This is a genomic window from Collinsella sp. TF12-2AT (genome assembly GCF_003436735.1).
In the GTDB taxonomy this organism is placed as follows: domain Bacteria; phylum Actinomycetota; class Coriobacteriia; order Coriobacteriales; family Coriobacteriaceae; genus Collinsella.
In genome coordinates, this window is sequence record NZ_QSQK01000001.1 from 314770 (window position 1) to 332708 (window position 17939).

Consider the following 17939-nt stretch of genomic DNA (forward strand, 5'->3'; position numbering starts at 1 on the left):
GGCGGGTTTCGACTGGTCTATATCGCAGATACTATCGCAGAAAAATGTTTCCGCAGGGTTAAAGCGTATCAAGCGCTCAAAAAACGTGTGCGAACAGGCAGTTGCGAACGAGTAGTTAGCGCGAGGTCGAAGCGCGGTGTTCGATGTGGCCGGGGACCTCGATGCGCTTGGGGGCGAGCTTTGCGGCATCGCCCACCGTAGTGGTAACGACGTCGATACGCTCGGACAGGCGCTCGACTACGCGCTCGGCAATGGTAAGAGTGTCCTGCGCTGCCGTGGTCACACCGCCAAAGAGGACGTGGTTCCAGGGATAGTCGTCAAACGTCGCAATCTTGAGGCCAGCCGGCAATGAGGGTCCCAACTGTGCCAGCGCCTCGGTCAGACGCAGAAAGACCAGGCCGTTGACGGCAATGAGGCCGAGCTTTTTACCCGCATAGCCGCGGATGGTCTCGTCCAGGCGACTGACACCCTCGACGCCACCATCGGCCAGGGTGACGACCTCACCCGCAAGGCCGCGTCGCGAAAGCTCGTCGACAAAGGCCTCGGCGCGTTCGCGACGCACGGGGCTGTCGTCGCTTGCCTCGGTGAGCAGGCACAGGCGCTCGCTGCCCGCAGAGGCCAAGGCGTCTACCAGGCCGGCGACCAGCTCACGGTTGTTGGAGGTCACCAGATCGACACCGCCGTCGGCAACATCGCGGTCGAGCAGCACGACGGGCAGGCGTCCCGCAGCCGCGGCGATCGCCTTGTCGTTGCCTCCGCAGGTATTGACGACCAGGCCGTCCACGCCGGCATCGATAAGTCTGGTGAGCGACTCTGCCTCCTTGGCGGGGTCGTTGCCACTAATGGCCGTCATGAGCGAGCAGCCGCGCGCGGCGGCACTGGCGGAAAGCCCTTCGAGCATGGCGCTCGAGAACGGGTTGGCGATGTCGGCCAAAATCACGCCGATGAGGTTGGTACGCGAGCTGCGCAGATTGCGCGCGGCGGCACGTGGACGATAGCCGGTGCGCTCGATAACTGCCGCGATGCGAGCGCGGGTTTCCTCGGTCATCTGCCCGGGGCGGTTGTTGAGATAGCGCGAGACCGTGGCCGGGCTCACGCCCGCCTCGGCGGCAATGTCCTTAATCCTCATCTGCGCCATAGCGCACCCCGTTTCCCAATTGTCGGCAGTCTGAGCCATTTTAGGCATTTTTTTAAAAATCTCGCTTGCAAAACGCTGTAGGTGAGTATACTACAACTCGAAACGAAACCGATTTCGTAAACCGATTTCGGCAAGCGTTGGCACGGAGGTGCAAAGATGTACCCTACCGTCTTGGCACCTCCGTGCCAACGCCATATCAAAGGTGTACGCACGAGCAAGAAGGAGCTGCGCGACCATGGGTAAAACGGTTCTTACCTTCGGCGAGATCATGATGAGGCTCTCGCCCAAAGACCATCTGCGCATTGAGCAGGCGACCGAGTTTGATGTCCGCTACGGCGGCGCCGAAGCCAACACCGCGCTTTCCCTGGCCTACCAGGGTGACAAGGCAGCTTACGTCTCCGTTGTCCCGGCCAACCGTCTGGGCGAGTGCGCCCTGCGTTCGCTGAAGGTCTACGACGTCGATACCTCGCGCGTCGTGCGCCAGGGCGACCGTCTTGGTTCCTATGTGTTTGAGGTCGGCGCCTCGCAGCGCGGCAACGGCTGCGTCTACGACCGCAAGTACTCTGCCATCAACATGGCCAAGCGCGACGTCTTTGACTGGGACGAGATCCTCAAGGGTGTCGATGTCTTCTACTTCTCCGGCGTGACGCCCGCCGTCTCCGACGAGATGGCCGCCGCCTGCAAGGATGCCCTCACCGCCTGCCGCGCCAAGGGCATCACCACCGTTTGCGACGTGAACTATCGCGGCAAGATGTGGTCGCCCGAGAAGTCGCAGGCCACCATGAAGGAACTCCTGCCGCTCGTTGACATCTGCATTGCCAACGACGAGGACGCTCCTGCCGGCCTCGGTATGACCTGCGTCTCCGGCTCCCTTGCCCACGGCATCGAGGAGCGCGACACCTACGTCGAGATGGCCCGTCAGATCTGCGCCGAGTACGGTTGCAAGAAGGTCGCCTCGGTCGTCCGCAACATCTCCTGCGTCGAGCGCTCCATTTGGATGGGCATGCTCTTTGACGCCGAGAGCGGCGAGCACTGGTTCTCCCCTGCTCACGACGTGCACGTGCTCGAGGGCGTTGCCGCCGGCGACGCTTTCAACGCCGGCCTCGTCCATGCCCTCATCAACGACTTTGCCCCGCAGGACGCCGTCAACTACGCCATCGCCGCCTCGATCCTCAAGCTCACCATCAAGGGCGATTCCAACCTGGTGACCGCAGACGAGATCGCAGCCGTGGCATCCGCCGCCGACGGTGGCACCCGCGTCGCGCGCTAAGCCGTCCCCATTCCGCGGGCCGCAGCTTTCCATACCCATACCTCTGCAGCCCGCTCCCCGATTCCTCCGGCCAGGTAGAACCACTTAGCCCCATTCCGGTTTTGTCTGGCATTCCTTCACGACTGGCCTCGTAGCCGGTTCCGAAATTGCTTGTGACCCAAGCAGTGCCTCCGATAACCAATCCGGAACCGGCTCATGGCCAATCTTCTTTGGCAATCACGCGCCCGTGCGCGCCTCACATCGAAAGGAACACTATGTTCGATCAGTTCTACACCACGCTTGAATCCCTGGGCATCGTGCCGGTCGTCGTGCTCGACAAGGTCGAAGACGCCGCACCGCTCGCCCATGCCCTTATGGCAGCCGGCATGAAGTCCGCCGAGGTCACCTTCCGCACTGCCTGCGCCGCCGAGTGCATCGCCGCTATGGCCGAGACCGAGCCCGAGATGTGCGTCGGCGCCGGCACTGTCCTGACCGTCGAGCAGGTTGAGCAGGCCCGCACCGCCGGTGCCAAGTTCATCGTCTCGCCGGGTTACAACGAGGACGTCGTGAAGCACTGCATCGACATCGACCTGCCCGTCCTTCCCGGCACCGTGACCCCCTCCGAGGTCACTGCTGCCGAGAATCTGGGCCTCAAGGTCACCAAATTCTTCCCCGCGGCTCAGTATGGGGGCCTCAACACCATCAAGGCCCTCGCTGCTCCGTTTGTCGGCCATCGCTTTATGCCCACCGGCGGCGTGAACACTGCCAACGTCGAGGAGTACCTGAGCTCCAGCGCCATCATCGCCTGTGGTGGCACCTGGATGGTCAAGCCGGCCCTGTTCGCCGACGGCGACTTTTCCAAGGTCGAGCAGATCGCCCGCGAGGCCATGGACGTCGTCAAGAAGGTCCGCGGCTAGGTTTAGCTCTCTATCGTGAAAGGGGGCGTGTCCTAGACCTCGCCCCCTTTCTTTTAAAGCGGCTCGGAAGCGCGCCGTTTCCGTCACGAACAAGAACCGAAACCGTCTTGTATGCTGATAGAACGTGACGGAAGCGACACGCCCCCAAGCCGCTTTGCTTTCCCGGTCAATCAACCGACTCAACATAATCCAGTCCACCAAAACAGCTGCGGCGCCGTCTGGGGGAATGGACCCTTGCTTCCGGTCTTTTCCTCCAAGCGGCGCCGCAGCCTTTTCATGCCCCGATTGCACCCCCGCACTTGCGGTGAAATACGGACTGCCTACGTCGTCAAAGCCGCAAAACAGTCCCTATTTCACCGCAACTAATGTAGGGAACGAGTTAGATGGCCGAGTCTTTGGACAGCTCGAAATAGTCGGGATGCAAGGCGATAACCGGGCCCTGCTCCTCGGGCATCAGATGCAGGTGCGTCTCTGCCAGGTAGCTCGCCGTGTCGGTATCGCCCTTTTTAATGGCCTCGAGAATCCGGCGATGCTGCCGACGAATCGGCTCCCAATCCAGATCCTGCGACACCATACGCAACCAGTTGTATCGCTCAAAATGCGTGTTGACGCTCTTCATCCAATCCCACAACATGTGGCGGCCGGCAATCTCAAAACATGTCTCATGAAACAGGTTGTCCAGGTCAAAAAAGCGACGCGTTTCGCTGTGGTCGAGCGACTCGGACTCGGCAAGAATCTGCTCGAGCCGATGCTTTTGCTCGGGCGTGGCGGCAGAGCAGCATTTAATGAGCACACTTCTCTCGAGTTTCTCGCGCAAGAAACAGGCGTTCTCGGCGCGTTCCATACTGATTTTTGAGACATAGGTGCCGCTTTTGGGACGCGTCTCCACCAGCTCTTGCTCGCGCAGGCGCACAAAGGACTCGCGAATGGGCGTGCGCCCGATTCCCGTCTCCTTTTCCAGACCAATCGCCGAAAGGCGCGTGCCGGGCTTGAGCTCGGCATAGATGATCTTGGAGCGCAATGCGTTGTATGCCTGATCTTGCAGGCTCTGATAATGCTGGTGCTGTTCCATAAAGCCCTCGAATGAAGCCCACGGTTTGTCGAATAACTCCACGTAATACTATCGCATCCCCCATCCCACGGCGATGTTTGAGGGGTAGGGCCGGGATTCGGCTTTTGACCGATAAGTTGTTGCAATTAGGTGAACGTTCACCTAATTTCTTCTATTTCGCTTTGCAAATGGATTCCCATACGTATACTAAATCTCAACGAAACCGATTTCGTCAAGCCTGGGCAATAGGATGCTAAGACGCACCCTACCATCTTGGCATCCTATTGCCCATGCCATGCCATTTGCTTTCTTCCCGTCTTGTTGAGCCCTTCAGTCCCATTCTGGCACAACGAGACATTCCTAGACGACTGACCATGGGGCCGGCTTTTCTGCCGTTGAGGCAGTGCCTCCGATAACCCTCTTTTTGCCGGCCCAGGTCAGACATTTCTCTTTAAATATCCTTCAATCGAAAGGATGCAGCAGCATGCGACCGCTCATCATCATGCATGGCGAGAAGATCGACTGGCGTCATACCGTCATAAGAATGCTGATGTATCAGGCGGGCGTTGCCGTGCTGGCACTCGGTATGAGCCTCCAGACGGCATCTGGCCTGGGCGTCGCCGCGCTCACGTGCTTTGCCACGACCCTATCCATGCTCACGGGCAAGACGCTCGGCTTTTGGATTACAACTACCTATGTCGCTTACATCGCGGCGCAGCTCGCCATCTTGCGACGCGAATTTCAACCGCGCATTTTGCTCGAGCTTTGCTTTTCAACGCTAATGGGCGGCTTCACCGATCTGTTCATGGCGTTCAACCCGCTGCATCCCACGGCGCTCCCCGCGCAGGTTGCGACCATGCTGCTCTCCCTCGCTATCACCGCATTTGGCGTCAGTCTCGTCGTCAACATGGGCGTTGTCCCCAACGCACCCGACGGCTTGGTGCAGGTCATTGCGGAAAAGCTCAAGCGCCGTTTTGGAGACGTAAAGGTCATGTTCGATTGCTCGCATGTCGCCGCCTCGTTCACGCTGTCGCTGGTATGCATGCACAACTTAGGCGGCTTTGGCGTAACCACCGCCATCTCGGCACTGTTCTTGGGCCACATCATCAACTTCGCCAACAAGCTGTTTGCCCAGCGATTCGTCCGCATGGCGTTTGGCGCCAAATAGCGAACAGCCGCGGAGCAAACGAGGCTCGAGTGCCCGGCATATCGATGTCGCAAATAACGACGCACGCGCTATACGGACGATGAGGAATAGCCCGTCGCAAACCCCGCAAGCGGAGCTATATGTTGCTATAACTTGACATAAATTGGTCCATTGCCAGCCGGCATGCAAAAGGCCCCAAGCCATTCGCGGCTTGGGGCCTGCCTGGTAACACAGGTCTTTCGGACTACGCTCGCTCGTATTTCGTGGCGCGGCCTGTCCCCTGTTTCATGATCGCGTTTCGGCTGAGCAGAGATTCGAGCGCGGACAGTGTTCGCGCACGGCTCAGCCCCGTCTGTTTCTCAATCTCACTTCGCGACATAATTCGTCCGCCCGACAAGGCCTTAAGAACCTGAGCCTCTTCTCCAGACCCTTCAAAGGCATCGGTAACGGGCAACGCGACAGCTACCACGCCGCCACGAATATCAAAGACCGGCTGATTAATCGAATCGCGATAGGCACGCCTAATGCGCGCAATTCCCGTTCCAAACTTCTCGATATAGTCCAACTTTAAGAAGACCTCGGCAACGATGGGATTTCTGAGCACGGATATCTGTCCATACAGGTATTGCTCCGTCGTCAAGCCAGCGGGCAACGACCCGGGTGAAGTCACAACGACGCGATCATCATACAGAGCAACCTGAACATTCGCTTGCACGTCCCACGTCCGATGCACTAGAGCGTTTGCAACTGCCTCGCGGAATGCCTCGAGGGGAATCCGGTCGGTCTGAACACGCTCGACACCTTCGATGCGCTCATAACGATAGTAGCGCGCGAACATGGCAACTGCTCTATCAACCTGCTCAATTGCAGACAGGCCCGTCGTCGTCTCACGATCTAAAAGCACGTCCTCGGTGTCGCCAAAACGAACGCAGTCGATGCCCGGAAATTCGTTGTTATCCGCCAATATCGCCGCGGCATTGGTATAGCCATCCTTGCCGAGCAGGCGAAGCGTTCGCATGATATCCGACGTGAGCTCAGAAATGCCTAGATGCTCGATGCACTTGTGTTCGAGCGTATGAAAACTCAGGTCCTGGCGAGCCGAGGTGAGCGCATCGAACGTCAGATTGCTGCCTTCGAGCGTCAGCCTGCCGTACTCAAAACGGTCGACCTCTACCGTCGCCGAATCATTTCGCCTGTAGGCCTTCCCCTTGCTTCGATAGGGCTTGTCCTGCCCCTCGTAAACCGTAAGCGTTACAGTTCCGCGGTTCTCGTCGAGCTCGAGCGTGTAACGAGGCGCAGGATCCAGACTGTCATTAATCATGTTCTCGATGCGCAGACACTCCGCAACCGGGTCAGAAAGACCGACTGCAACACCACCGTCGTCAACGCCAAACTCTATCTTGCCCGTCCCGTAGTTTGCATAGGCGCTCACCGTTTTAAGAAACGTCGGCGTTACGCTTTCCTTGTATTCGACGGTAGGACTCTCTCTGACAACCATACGTACGGTCCCTCTCCTTTTCATGCTCATCTGAACCGTATTATAAGACGAAAAACATTTGCGTACGGCTTAGAACCAGACGCAAACTGTTTTCGTCTTATTTGCGTACGGAAACTAGATACAAATTTCACGTTCATACGACTATTTACCAAACGCATAGTGTTTTCGTCCGGCAATGCGTCCGTAATCCAAACAAAAAGGCCCCGAGCTCGTGTTGAACTCGGGACCTCTTGCGCCGCGCATCTATGAGAGGAGAAATGCGATGCGCACGGGCGCTACTCCATGTAGCAGATATCGCGACGAGCGGCTACAACCGTTCACCTTTTAAAAGTGAACGTTCACCTGATTCTAGGAAAACCTGACTTTTAATTCCTCCGCTTCTCCTATACTGAACTTGTAATAGAAGCAAGACTTATATAGATGAACGTTTCTTTTGGAAGGATTGTAATGTCTAACCTTATGGACAGCTTCCGCCTAGACGGCAAGGTCGCGCTCGTGACCGGCGCCACCTATGGCATCGGCATGGCCATTGCCGAGGCGCTCGGAGAGGCAGGCGCCAAGATTGCCTTTAACGCCCGTCACGCCGACAAAGTTGCCGAAGCCGAGAAGCACTACCGCGAGCTGGGCTTTTATGCTCACGGCTATGTTGCCGACGTCACCGACGAGGCTGTCGTCGCCGAGCTCGTTGCCAAGATCGAAGCCGATTTTGGCACCACGCCCGACATCCTGGTCAACAACGCCGGCGTCATCCAGCGCACCCCGATGCTCGACATGAGCGCCGAGGACTTTCGTCGCGTCGTCGACATCGACCTCAATGCCCCGTTTATCGTGTCCAAGGCCTGCCTGCCGGGCATGATCGCCAAGGGCCACGGCAAGATCATCAACATCTGCTCCATGATGAGCGAGCTCGGCCGCGAGACCATCGCCGGCTATGCCGCCGCCAAGGGCGGACTCAAGATGCTCACCAAGAACATCTGCTCCGAGTTTGGCGAGGCCAATATCCAGTGCAATGGCATCGGGCCCGGCTACATCGCCACGCCGCAAACCGCGCCGCTGCGCGAGACGCAGCCTGACGGCAGCCGTCATCCGTTTGACCAGTTCATCATTGCCAAGACGCCCGCAGCCCGTTGGGGCACGCCCGAGGACCTGAAGGGCCCCGCCGTGTTCCTGGCTTCCGACGCATCGAACTTCGTCAACGGGCACATTCTGTACGTGGACGGCGGCATTCTGGCGTACATCGGCAAACAGCCGCAATAAGGAAACTGGGCGAGGCGGTCGGTAGTTAAGTCTGCTGCTCGGACAGTCCTGCGCAAGACGGAAAGCACATTAAGTGCTTTCCTTTGCGTGCGGAACTCGCGACAGACTTAACTGCCGACCGCCCGCACAGCTCATCGCGGGTCGGATTAGCCGCCGCCCGCATACAGAAACAAAAAAAGAAACATTTGGTTGAAAGGTTAACTCAAATGAAGATCGCTCTGATCAACGAGAACTCTCAGAACTCCAAGAACCCTATGATCGAGGCTGCCCTTAAGAAGGTTGTCGAGCCCATGGGGCACACCGTCTTTAACTATGGCATGTATGCCGACGCCGACTCCAAGCCCCTCACCTACGTGCAGAACGGCATCCTTGCCGCCGTGCTGCTCAACTCCGGCGCTGCCGACTACGTCGTGACCGGCTGCGGCACCGGCGAGGGCGCCATGCTCGCCTGCAACTCCTTCCCCGGCGTGCTGTGCGGCCACGTTGCCGATCCGCTGGATGCCTACACCTTTGCCCAGGTCAACGATGGCAACGCCGTCGCCATGCCCTTCGCGCTCAAGAACGGCTGGGGCCAGGAGCTCAACCTCGAGTACACCTTCGAGAAGCTCTTTGGCTTTGGCTCGGGCAACGGCTACCCCGCCGAGCGCGTTGAGCCCGAGCAGCGCAACAAGAAGATCCTCGACGGCGTGCGCGCTGTGACCATGCGTCCGCTCGTCGACGTCCTGGGCGAGATCGATCAGGACCTGGTGAAGGGCGCACTTGCCGGCGAGCACTTCCAGGAGTACTTCTTTGCCAACGCTACCGACGAGGCCATCATCGCCAAGGTCAAGGAGCTCTTGGGTCTGTAATAAGGCCCACGGGGCGCACCAACCCCCCAACAAACCGCCAAGCAAAAGGCGCCGCGACAATCCATGTGTCGCGGCGCCTTTTTTGGTTGGCTATCGCTTGAGCCACTGCAAGGTGGCCGCTCCCCTATTTGCCAAGAGCCTACAGCTCGCAGGCGACCTTGTAGCCATCGCCGATGGCGTCGCGGATGTTGCCGCACTTCTGGGCATCGCCCAGCACGTGGATGGCAACGCCGGCAGCGGCAAGGTCATCGGCCAGCTTGGTGTTAGGACGGTAGCCCATGGCAAGCACCAGCGTATCGGCGTCGGCGATGGTGTGGACTTCGCCGTCCTTTTCGTAACTGATGGCGTCCTCGGTAATCTCAGTCACCTTGGCCTCGGTCAGCACGTGAACGCCCTTGGAGAGCATGCGCGTGATGAGCACCGCGCGACCGGCGCCACCCTCGTTGGCGGCAAGCGTCTTGGTCATCTCGATGACGGTGACATCGCGGTTGGCCGGCGACAGATCGTTGACCAACGGGGCCAGGTAATCGGCCGTCTCGCAGCCAACGGTGCCGCCGCCCACAATGACGATCTTCTTGCCCGGGAAAGCCTTGCCGCCCAGCAGGTCATCAGCCGTCATGACCTGCTTAAAGCTCTGCATAAAGGCCGGCGCGATGGGTTCGGCGCCGTAGGCCAGGACAACCTCGTAGCCCGCGTAGTCGCGCTGGATGTCCTCGGCCGAAAGCTCGGTACCGAAGACGCACGTGACGCCGGCCTCGGCCAGGCGACGGTACTGATACTTGATCACGCGCGTGAGCTCCTGCTTTGCCGGCGGAACGGCCGCAATGCGCATCTCGCCGCCCGGCTCGTCCTGCTTATCCACGAGCACCACGTTATGGCCGCGCTTGGCGGCAATGTAGGCTGCCTCCATGCCCGCGGGACCGGCACCCACAACGAGCACGTTCTTTGCCTCGGCGGCAGGCTCGTAGCCAGCCTCGTCACGCTCCACGTCCGGGTTGACGGTGCAGGAGATGCGCTTGCCGAACATGATGCCGTTCAGGCAGCGCAGGCAACCGATGCAGGGGCGGATGTCATCGGCGTTGCCGGCAGCGGCCTTGTTGCAGAACTCGGCATCGCACAGATTGGCGCGACCCATCATGCAGATGTCGGCGGCGCCGTCCTCGATCAGCTCCTCGGCAATCCATGCCTCGTTGATGCGGCCGACCGTGGCGACGGGAATGTTCACGTGTTTCTTGATCTCGCGCGAGCAGGCGGCGTGCGAGGCCTGCTGGGTGCCGGCGGCGGGAATGGCGGAGCCGCGCTTGATGGTAGTGCCACCCGACACGTGAATCATGTCGACGCCAGCCTTCTCCAGGCGACGCGAGACGTAGATCATGTCGTTGAGGGTCAGGCCGCCATCGGTGTACTCGTCGCCCGAGATACGGACGTCGATGATAAAGTCCTTGCCGCAGCGCTCGCGAATCTCGGCGATGACCTCGAGCAGGAAGCGCATGCGGGCGTCGAGCGAGCCACCGTACTCGTCGGTGCGCTTGTTATAGAGCGGGGTCAAAAAGCCGCCGAGCATGCCGTGGGCGTGTGCCGCATGGACCTCGACGCCGTCGACACCGGCCTTCTGCATGCGCACAGCAGCGTCACCAAACTGATGCGTGAGCTCGTGGATCTCATCGACCGTGATGGGGCGCGGCGCCTCGCGGGCATAGGACGGGCCCACAAAGGACGGAGCGATCAGGCGCGGCGTGCCCGGAATGTTAAAGGCCATGTAGGCGGGGTGGAAGAGCTGCGGCATGATCTTGCAGCCATACTCGTGGACGGCCGCGGCGAGCTTTTCCCAGCCAGGGATAAACGTGTCGTCGTAGCAGCACATGTCACCCGGTAGATAGGTATAGGTGGGCTCGACCGTCACGACCTCGGTGATGATGAGGCCCACGCCGCCCTTGGCACGGGCACGGTAATGATCGACCAAGTCGTCGGTCACATAGCCATGATCGGCCAGGTTCGTGGACACCGGCGGCATAAAGACGCGGTTCTTGACCTCGGTCGTACCGACCTTGATCGGGCTAAAGAGCATCGGGTAGGCGGAAGACTCCATACAGGGTTCCTTTCGTTTGAGCCGCTCGGCGGCAGTTGCTAACGTACTTATCGTATCAGCAACTGCGCTGTACCCGACCGTACACGCTCCCCCGGCTTTTACTCAGCCCACAAAAAGTTGCGGTGGAATACGGAGTAGATAAGGCCTTTGACAGCCAAAACAGTCCGTATTCCACCGCAACTGATGGGCGGGGTGGGTTAGAGGCCCAGATAGCTGGTCATGCCTTCGACGGCGAGCTTGGCGCCGGCTACGGCATGGACCACGGTGAGCGGGCCGTTGACCACGTCGCCGGCGGCAAAGACGCCAGGCACGGTGGTCATGCCGCACTCATCGACCGAAAGAAGACCGCGATGGTCGGTCTCCAGACCGCCCGTCGTAAGCACCAGTTTGTCCTTGGGCACCTGCGAGGCCGCAATCACAACCGTGTCGGCGGGCACATGGTCAAGTTCTTCCTCGTAGCCCACCACGTTGTCGTCCTCGTCAAAGATAGCCGTCTCGAAAACCGGACCGTTATCGTCGATGGCGCAAATCGCCTTGCCGCGCACGATCTCGGCACCGTCAAGCTCGGTCAGCTCCACCTCGTCATCGATGGCCGAGATATGGCGCGATCGGGCATACACGGTAACCTTGCGAGCGCCCGAGCGCAGAGCCGTGCGGGCAACATCCATGGCCACGTTGCCGGCGCCGATAACCGCCACGTTCTGACCGATCGCCACGCTCGTGGGATCGACCAGGTAATCGATACCAAACAGTACGTTACCACGCGACTCGCCGGGAATACCCAGCTTGCGGGCGCGCCAGGTACCGGTACCGACAAAGACCGCATCGTAGCCGTCGCGCAACAGGTCGTCGATATGCAGCGCGCCGCCAATGGTGGTCGAGGGACGGACGCGTACGCCAAGCGAGCACATCACGTGACGGTACTTTTGCACGAGAGCACGGGGCAGGCGAAACTCGGGGATGCCGTACTCCAGCACGCCGCCGATCTCGGGGCGTTGCTCAAACACCGTGACGGCACAGCCCAGCTGGGCCATCTTAATGGCCACGGTAATGCCGGCAGGACCGGAACCGACCACGGCAACCTGCTTGCCGCACGACGGCGCGGGCTTCCACTCCTTACGGTCCAAATATGCCGTCGAGATATAGTTCTCGATACTCGAAAAATGCACCGGTGCGCCCTTGCGGCCCTGAATGCACGCGCCCTCGCACTGGCCCGAATAGTTGCAGATCATGGAGCAGACCGCGCTCATGGGGTTGTTCTGGAACAGCAGCTCACCTGCCTCTTCCAGACGACGCTGCTTGAACAAGTCAATGACCTGCGGAATAGGCGTCTGCACCGGGCAGCCTTTAAGCTGGCAGAACGCCTTCTTGCACCCAAGGCAACGGTTCGCCTCTTCGATAATGTGGATAGCCACGCAACTCCCCTTTTTGATGTAATCCAATGAGGCGACGATAAAAACCCTTCACCGCCGCCCCCAGTCAAGCAAACTCAATATGCCGCCACGGCAAAAGCCAATGCTATATCTCGCGATGCGGAGCCCCGCAGCGAGCGGACATGCGCTCGAGTGTCGCCAGGCAGCTAGCCGCCGTCGCCGGCACGCTGTTCTCGACCACGCAAGGAATCCCCGAACAGGCGGCAGCCGCCCAGGCCACCACGGGCTCAAAGTCATAGCGGCCCGTCTCGCCCACGCCGTGGCACACCAGGCGAGAACCCGTACCGTCGCACCAGCCGGCTTCGTCCTCGTTGTCGACGACCTCAAAATCCTTGGCGTGCAGCACGCGAATCTTACTGCCGCATAAGTAGAGCATACGCGCGGTGATTTCCTGCGCCTCGCCAACGACGCTGGGATGCAGCAGCGACACCGGGTCGTAGATCACGCCGAGCGCCGGACTCGGGACGCGCTCCAGCACCTCACGGCAGCGATCTGGCGTGTTGACCGTCTCGTTCCAGCCGGGCTCGATCAGTATTTGCCCACCCACGGCCTCGGCGCACTCGCAGACGCGCGCGAGTCCATCCATAAACGCATCGAGTGCCTCGTCGGTCATACGGTCGTCAGCAACGCGGTTCTGCGCATTGGGACGACCGGTCTCGGTGCCAACCGGACAGCCGCCGAGCATCTGAGCAAAGTTCAAGCACGCCTCGTACTCGGCAAAGTTATCCGTGAGCTGTTGTCGATCGGGCGTCGCCAGATTCTTATAACAGCCGAGCACGGCGACCGAAACGCCCGCCTCATCGAGCACCGCACGCAAATGGTCGGCGAGCTCGCGGGTCAGACCGCATCGATCGATTCCCATTGATGCATAGAGCACCTTGCTCGGCAGCTGAATGCACGAAAAGCCCAGCTCTCCTGCCATGCGAATGCGTTCCTCGACGGTCCCCTGCGGAAGGTCGTGTAAACGCACGCCCGGAGTAATGGCCCCCACGCTATTCACGCCCCTTATGAGCATTGATGCCCGGCGTGTAGCCGCCAAACGGGTCGTCGATGGAGCACACGCCCGAAGGGGCAAGCGGATCGCGCTTACCGGCAAGCTTGTCATGATGCATGGTCTCGATATAGGCGAGCACCAGCGGCGCCACGCCCTTCGCGTCGTTTTTGACGACGGGCTCACTCATGTAGTAGCCAAACGTGCCCTCGCGGTGCGCGGTGTTGCCAAGGCCCGCCACCAGACAGATATTGTCAAGCGCCAACTGCCCGTCGCGCTCGGACAGGCACGTGTCGCAGATGCCATCAAAAGCGCGACGGCCGTACTGGTAGTAGCGCTCGCCCAGCACGCCCAGGCGCACGCCCTTCATGATGGCGTTGGCAAAGATGGCGCTGCCCGACTCCTCCAGATAGTTGGGGGCGATATTGGGCAGGTTGATGACCTGGTGCCACATGCCGGTCTTCTCGTCCTGATACGGCAGCATGGCGTCGATCAGGTCGTGGAACATCTTGCGGATCTCGTCCTTCTCGGCCGACATCGAAGGCGGCATGAGCTCCCAGGTATCGATGAGCGCCATGGCAAACCAGCCCTCGGCGCGCAGCCAGAAGTTGGCCGAAAGGCCGGTGACGGGATCGCACCAGAACTGCTTGCGGCTCGCGTCGTAAGCGTGATAGTACAGGCCGTTGAGGGGGTTGCGCATCAGGTCATGCACGACCTGGAACATATGGAAGCTATCCGAGCAGGCACGGCGGTTGTGGAAGCTCAGCTCGTACTGCATGTAGAACGGCTGCGCCATGTACATGCCGTCGAGCCAGATCTGGTTGGGGTAGACGGCCCTGTGCCAAAACACACCCTCTTTGGTACGCGGCTGGGTTTCGAGCTGACGATAGATGGTATCCATGGCGGCACGGTACTTGGGCTTGCCCACCAGGTCATAGAGTTTGTAGAGGGTTTTGCCCGCGTTGACGTTATCGAGGTTGTACTCCTGGGGATCGTAATGCTTGATGGTGCCGTCATCCTGGACAAAGAAGTCGATATAGTCGTCGGCGAAGGTCAGGTAACGCTGCTCGCCGGTGATCTCGTACAGCTCGATGAGTGCCTTGATCATGCAGCCGTCAATGTAATTCCAGGTGTTCTCCTTGCCGGCGCGAAGCTTTTCGATATTCCAGGCCGGTGCCTGAGGCGTAGAGGTCTCGATCAACTGCTCGATATAACGGTCCAGAATCTGATTGCAACCCATTGCTGTCCCCTCTGACGTTATTGATGGGTGAACGTTTCCCCTAGTGTAACGCGAACGGGGATTATAGGGTGAACGTTAACCCTATAATCCCCGCGAACGGCAAACTTTTAACGGCAAACGGCGGTGAGGCCCGCAGCGATGCGATGCGCCAGGCGCTCATAGCCGGCAGGGCTGTAATGCAGACCGTCCGGCATGTAGAGCTCGCGGTGCTCCGGCAAAAACGGGCTGATGCCGCTTTGCGCATACAGGTCGATCACCGGCACCGAGTAGCGATCGCAGACCTCCAGCATCGCGCGCACATAGGCGTCTTGCGTCAGGCCCAGATGGTTGGCCTCGTTGCTTGCCGGAATATCCTTCTCGTGTTTGCCGCTCGTCTTGCACGGCGTCATAAACACCAGCTTTGCCTGAGGCGAGCGCGCCGTGATGGTGCGGATCAGGTAGTCGAGCGCACCGTAGAACTCGTGCACGTCCGTGCTGCCCAGCTCTCCCAGCGGCACGTTACGGCTAAAGTCGTTAACGCCGCCAAAGACGATGCAGATATCTGCCGTGTGATCGATGCCGTCCAAGCGCTCGACAAACGAATCGCTACGGTCGGCCTTGACGGCAATACGCGAACCCTTAATACCAAAGTTCTCGATCGTAGCGCCGCCCAGCAGCGCACCCAGGTGCGAAGTCCAGGAGATATCGTTGCCTCCCCCGCCGCATCCGTTATCGCCCCAGGTGGTCGAATCGCCAAAGCAGCAGATGGTCGATTCGCTCAAGTTTTTCGTTTCCATATTCTTCTCCTCACCCGCACACCGGCGGTCATACAGGTACATACCGTTCATTCGCAACATCCGAGGGGCTATGCGTGGGCGCATTCCGCAACTTGCGAATCGAGCCATTCGATATCCTCGGCAAGATGCGCCACGCCCAGGTGGTGTCCACCCGGGCAGACCTCGTGCAGAAGGTTTTCGTCCTTGCCCAGCAGCGCGTAGGCGTCGCGAACGATATCGAGCTGCTCGTCTACGTTCGCAAGCCCGCGGGCGCCGTTGAGATGGTCTTTCTCGCAGCTCTGAACCAAGAGCGGCCGTGGCGCAACAAGCGATGCAATGTCGCCCATGTCGAGTAGACGCCAGAGTCCAGGCGTGTAATTGCAGCTGCAATTGCCGTTGAGGTGCAGTAGCGAATCATCAACGCCGTACAGATAGCCCGAGACAAACGCCTTGCGCACGCGCGGGTCGAGCGCGGACAGGTACAACGTCATGTAACCGCCGCCCGAAAAACCAAAGCAGCCCAGGTCGCCCATGGCAATGTCACCGCGTGTCTCCAAGTAATCAATCAAGCGCATGTTGTCCCAGGCGTTGAGGCCCGCGACCGTAAGACCCAGCGGCTCGGCCATACGTGCTTGATTCAGACACGTACCGCGCAGGTAGCTGTTCTCGTCGTCGCCCTGACCCTTCCAGTCACGACGGTATCCCCAACCACGCGCATCGGGGCAGACGGTCACGTAACCCATGCGCGCCAAACGCAGACCGTAGTCGTAATTGAACTTACGCACGGCATCGTCGACCGCCGGCACGCCCGCAACGCCGGCTATGCTTGCAGCACCCGCCCCCTGGTGACCATGCGGGCAGATATAGCAGCGCTTGAGTCCCCGCTCGTCAAGCTTGGGGCGGGACGGCTCCAACAGGTAAAACGGCATCCACACATCGTGCTCAACCTGCAACACCGCATGAGTACGCACGATGCTGCCGGCAACCCGTACGCGATTGAGCTCACGAATCTCAATTGGGGCGCGGTCCATAAGCGAAAGACCCAAAATATCGTACAGACGAGTCCTGGTCGCAGCCTTCCATGCCTCAAAGTCTGTGGGAGTCTTGCCCGTAAATGCGGCCGAGCGCCCCTCGCGCTTCAGTCGGGCGCGCAGCGCAGGTTCGTCCTCGTAGTACGTCTCGATGTGCACGGTGCGGCCATTGGCAGATAGCCCGGCCGTCTCTACCGCATCACCGTCGCCGCCCTCGGGATCCCAACCATCCGTGCCGGCAAGCACTTGGTCACGCGCATAGCGTTCGGAATCCTGACCGGTCAGGCAATGCGCCCACGGCACCCAAGCGGCAGTATCACCCACCGGGCCAAACAGGGCACCGCCGGCATACAGGGTGCCGTCATGTGCCGCTGGCTTATTCCAATCCCACCAACCCTCGAGTGAAATATGGGGGCCCAGCCAGCATTCGAGCAAAACGGTCTGGGCCCACTCGCGCCATGGACGACCCAGATAGACCGATCCGGGGGCAATGCCCTCATCGGCTGTAAACGAACAGCCATGAAACACAAATCCGTACGGCTCGCCCTGAGGCGTGGAGGCTGCCGTTACATACCCGTTGACATCCATATCGCGGTTGAGCGAGCGAATCTCACACCCCTCAAAGTAAGCACGCGCGCCGCCAAAGATAAAGTCGACATCGCCCTCGATCCGGCAACGTCGAAAATACTGCCGCCCCACGCGGCGCGGGGCGAACTGCTTGGGGCCTATAAAGCCGCCCGGCTTGGCCTCGCGCGGCGGCAGCGGCCCCAAAAAGAGCGTGTCCTGGTGTCCCTTAATGCAGCAGGCATCGACAACCAGGCGGTCACCATCGGCATACAGGGCAATCGCCTGGCCGACCTCGCGCCCATCACCGGCGTTGTTTTCGATTGTTAGACCCGCAAGCGTCACGTCGTCGGCATCGACCAGCACCGTGTACGTACGGAAGGTGCCGAGTCTTCCATCCTGGCCGCTACCATCTTCCGAAGGCATCTTGGCACCCAGGCCTCCCACGATACGCACGCTGTCGGCCGTCTCGCCCTCGAGCGTCACATACGGACGACGAATTTCGACCTGCTCGCGATACTCGCCCGGCGCCACCAGCACTCGCACCGGCACGGTCACATCGGGCACACACCGCTCCGCCGCCTCGAGCGCCGCCGAAATGCTGCGATACGCGCCTTCGCGTTCGAGCGATACCTCAAAGAGCTGTTCTTTACCACTCATCTGTCATTACGCTTTCTGTCACAGAACACCCACCGTGCAGTACCGGCACCTATAGATTGCGTGCGACAGCC

At 60.0% G+C, this 17939-nt stretch carries 14 protein-coding genes; 5 read left to right on the plus strand and 9 right to left on the minus strand.

Going from position 1 to position 17939, the window contains the following annotated elements:
* Window positions 1–115: 115 nt before the first annotated feature.
* Entirely contained in the window at window positions 116–1138 is a 1023-nt protein-coding gene (locus tag DXD24_RS01295; RefSeq protein WP_158548900.1) for a LacI family DNA-binding transcriptional regulator, read from the minus strand.
* A 235-nt stretch (window positions 1139–1373) separates the two neighbouring features.
* Between DXD24_RS01295 and DXD24_RS01300 the strand changes: the two genes are divergently transcribed.
* Together DXD24_RS01300 and eda are read left to right on the plus strand one after the other, a co-directional pair.
* Window positions 1374–2408: a sugar kinase gene (locus tag DXD24_RS01300; protein ID WP_117645915.1), complete on the plus strand. Its 1035-nt coding sequence runs from the start codon at window positions 1374–1376 to the stop codon at window positions 2406–2408.
* 254 nt (window positions 2409–2662) lie between these two features.
* The gene (eda, locus tag DXD24_RS01305; RefSeq protein WP_117563650.1) at window positions 2663–3304 is read left to right on the plus strand and encodes a bifunctional 4-hydroxy-2-oxoglutarate aldolase/2-dehydro-3-deoxy-phosphogluconate aldolase; all 642 of its coding nucleotides are present in this window, start codon (window positions 2663–2665) and stop codon (window positions 3302–3304) included.
* A 379-nt stretch (window positions 3305–3683) separates the two neighbouring features.
* Here the strand turns inward: eda and DXD24_RS01310 are convergent, their stop codons facing one another.
* On the minus strand, window positions 3684–4376 hold the full coding sequence (locus tag DXD24_RS01310; RefSeq protein ID WP_117563651.1) for a GntR family transcriptional regulator: 693 nt from the start codon (window positions 4374–4376) through the stop codon (window positions 3684–3686).
* A 463-nt stretch (window positions 4377–4839) separates the two neighbouring features.
* Here DXD24_RS01310 and DXD24_RS01315 point away from each other — a divergent pair, with 463 nt between their 5' ends.
* The gene (locus DXD24_RS01315) at window positions 4840–5523 is read left to right on the plus strand and encodes a YitT family protein (RefSeq protein WP_117563652.1); all 684 of its coding nucleotides are present in this window, start codon (window positions 4840–4842) and stop codon (window positions 5521–5523) included.
* A 223-nt stretch (window positions 5524–5746) separates the two neighbouring features.
* Here DXD24_RS01315 and DXD24_RS01320 read toward each other — a convergent pair whose 3' ends face one another.
* Window positions 5747–7000, minus strand: coding sequence for an ATP-binding protein (locus DXD24_RS01320; RefSeq protein ID WP_158548901.1), 1254 nt, complete (start codon window positions 6998–7000; stop codon window positions 5747–5749).
* A 447-nt stretch (window positions 7001–7447) separates the two neighbouring features.
* Here DXD24_RS01320 and DXD24_RS01325 point away from each other — a divergent pair, with 447 nt between their 5' ends.
* Together DXD24_RS01325 and DXD24_RS01330 are read left to right on the plus strand one after the other, a co-directional pair.
* Window positions 7448–8257, plus strand: coding sequence for a gluconate 5-dehydrogenase (locus DXD24_RS01325; protein WP_117563654.1), 810 nt, complete (start codon window positions 7448–7450; stop codon window positions 8255–8257).
* A 206-nt stretch (window positions 8258–8463) separates the two neighbouring features.
* Complete coding sequence (locus tag DXD24_RS01330) at window positions 8464–9105, plus strand: RpiB/LacA/LacB family sugar-phosphate isomerase (RefSeq protein WP_117563655.1); 642 nt, start codon at window positions 8464–8466, stop codon at window positions 9103–9105.
* A gap of 139 nt (window positions 9106–9244) precedes the next feature.
* Here the strand turns inward: DXD24_RS01330 and DXD24_RS01335 are convergent, their stop codons facing one another.
* From DXD24_RS01335 to DXD24_RS01360, 6 genes are all read right to left on the minus strand, one after another.
* On the minus strand, window positions 9245–11194 hold the full coding sequence (locus tag DXD24_RS01335) for an NAD(P)/FAD-dependent oxidoreductase (RefSeq protein ID WP_117563656.1): 1950 nt from the start codon (window positions 11192–11194) through the stop codon (window positions 9245–9247).
* A 197-nt stretch (window positions 11195–11391) separates the two neighbouring features.
* Window positions 11392–12609, minus strand: coding sequence for an FAD-dependent oxidoreductase (locus tag DXD24_RS01340; RefSeq protein WP_117563657.1), 1218 nt, complete (start codon window positions 12607–12609; stop codon window positions 11392–11394).
* A gap of 103 nt (window positions 12610–12712) precedes the next feature.
* On the minus strand, window positions 12713–13618 hold the full coding sequence (locus DXD24_RS01345) for a sugar phosphate isomerase/epimerase (protein ID WP_158548902.1): 906 nt from the start codon (window positions 13616–13618) through the stop codon (window positions 12713–12715).
* Between the two features lies 1 nt (window position 13619).
* Window positions 13620–14858 (minus strand): glycoside hydrolase family 105 protein, encoded by a 1239-nt coding sequence (locus tag DXD24_RS01350; RefSeq protein WP_117645917.1) that lies wholly within the window; start codon window positions 14856–14858, stop codon window positions 13620–13622.
* 107 nt (window positions 14859–14965) lie between these two features.
* Window positions 14966–15634, minus strand: coding sequence for an SGNH/GDSL hydrolase family protein (locus DXD24_RS01355; RefSeq protein WP_233502287.1), 669 nt, complete (start codon window positions 15632–15634; stop codon window positions 14966–14968).
* 68 nt (window positions 15635–15702) lie between these two features.
* Window positions 15703–17868: a pectinesterase family protein gene (locus DXD24_RS01360; RefSeq protein WP_117645919.1), complete on the minus strand. Its 2166-nt coding sequence runs from the start codon at window positions 17866–17868 to the stop codon at window positions 15703–15705.
* Window positions 17869–17939: the final 71 nt, after the last annotated feature.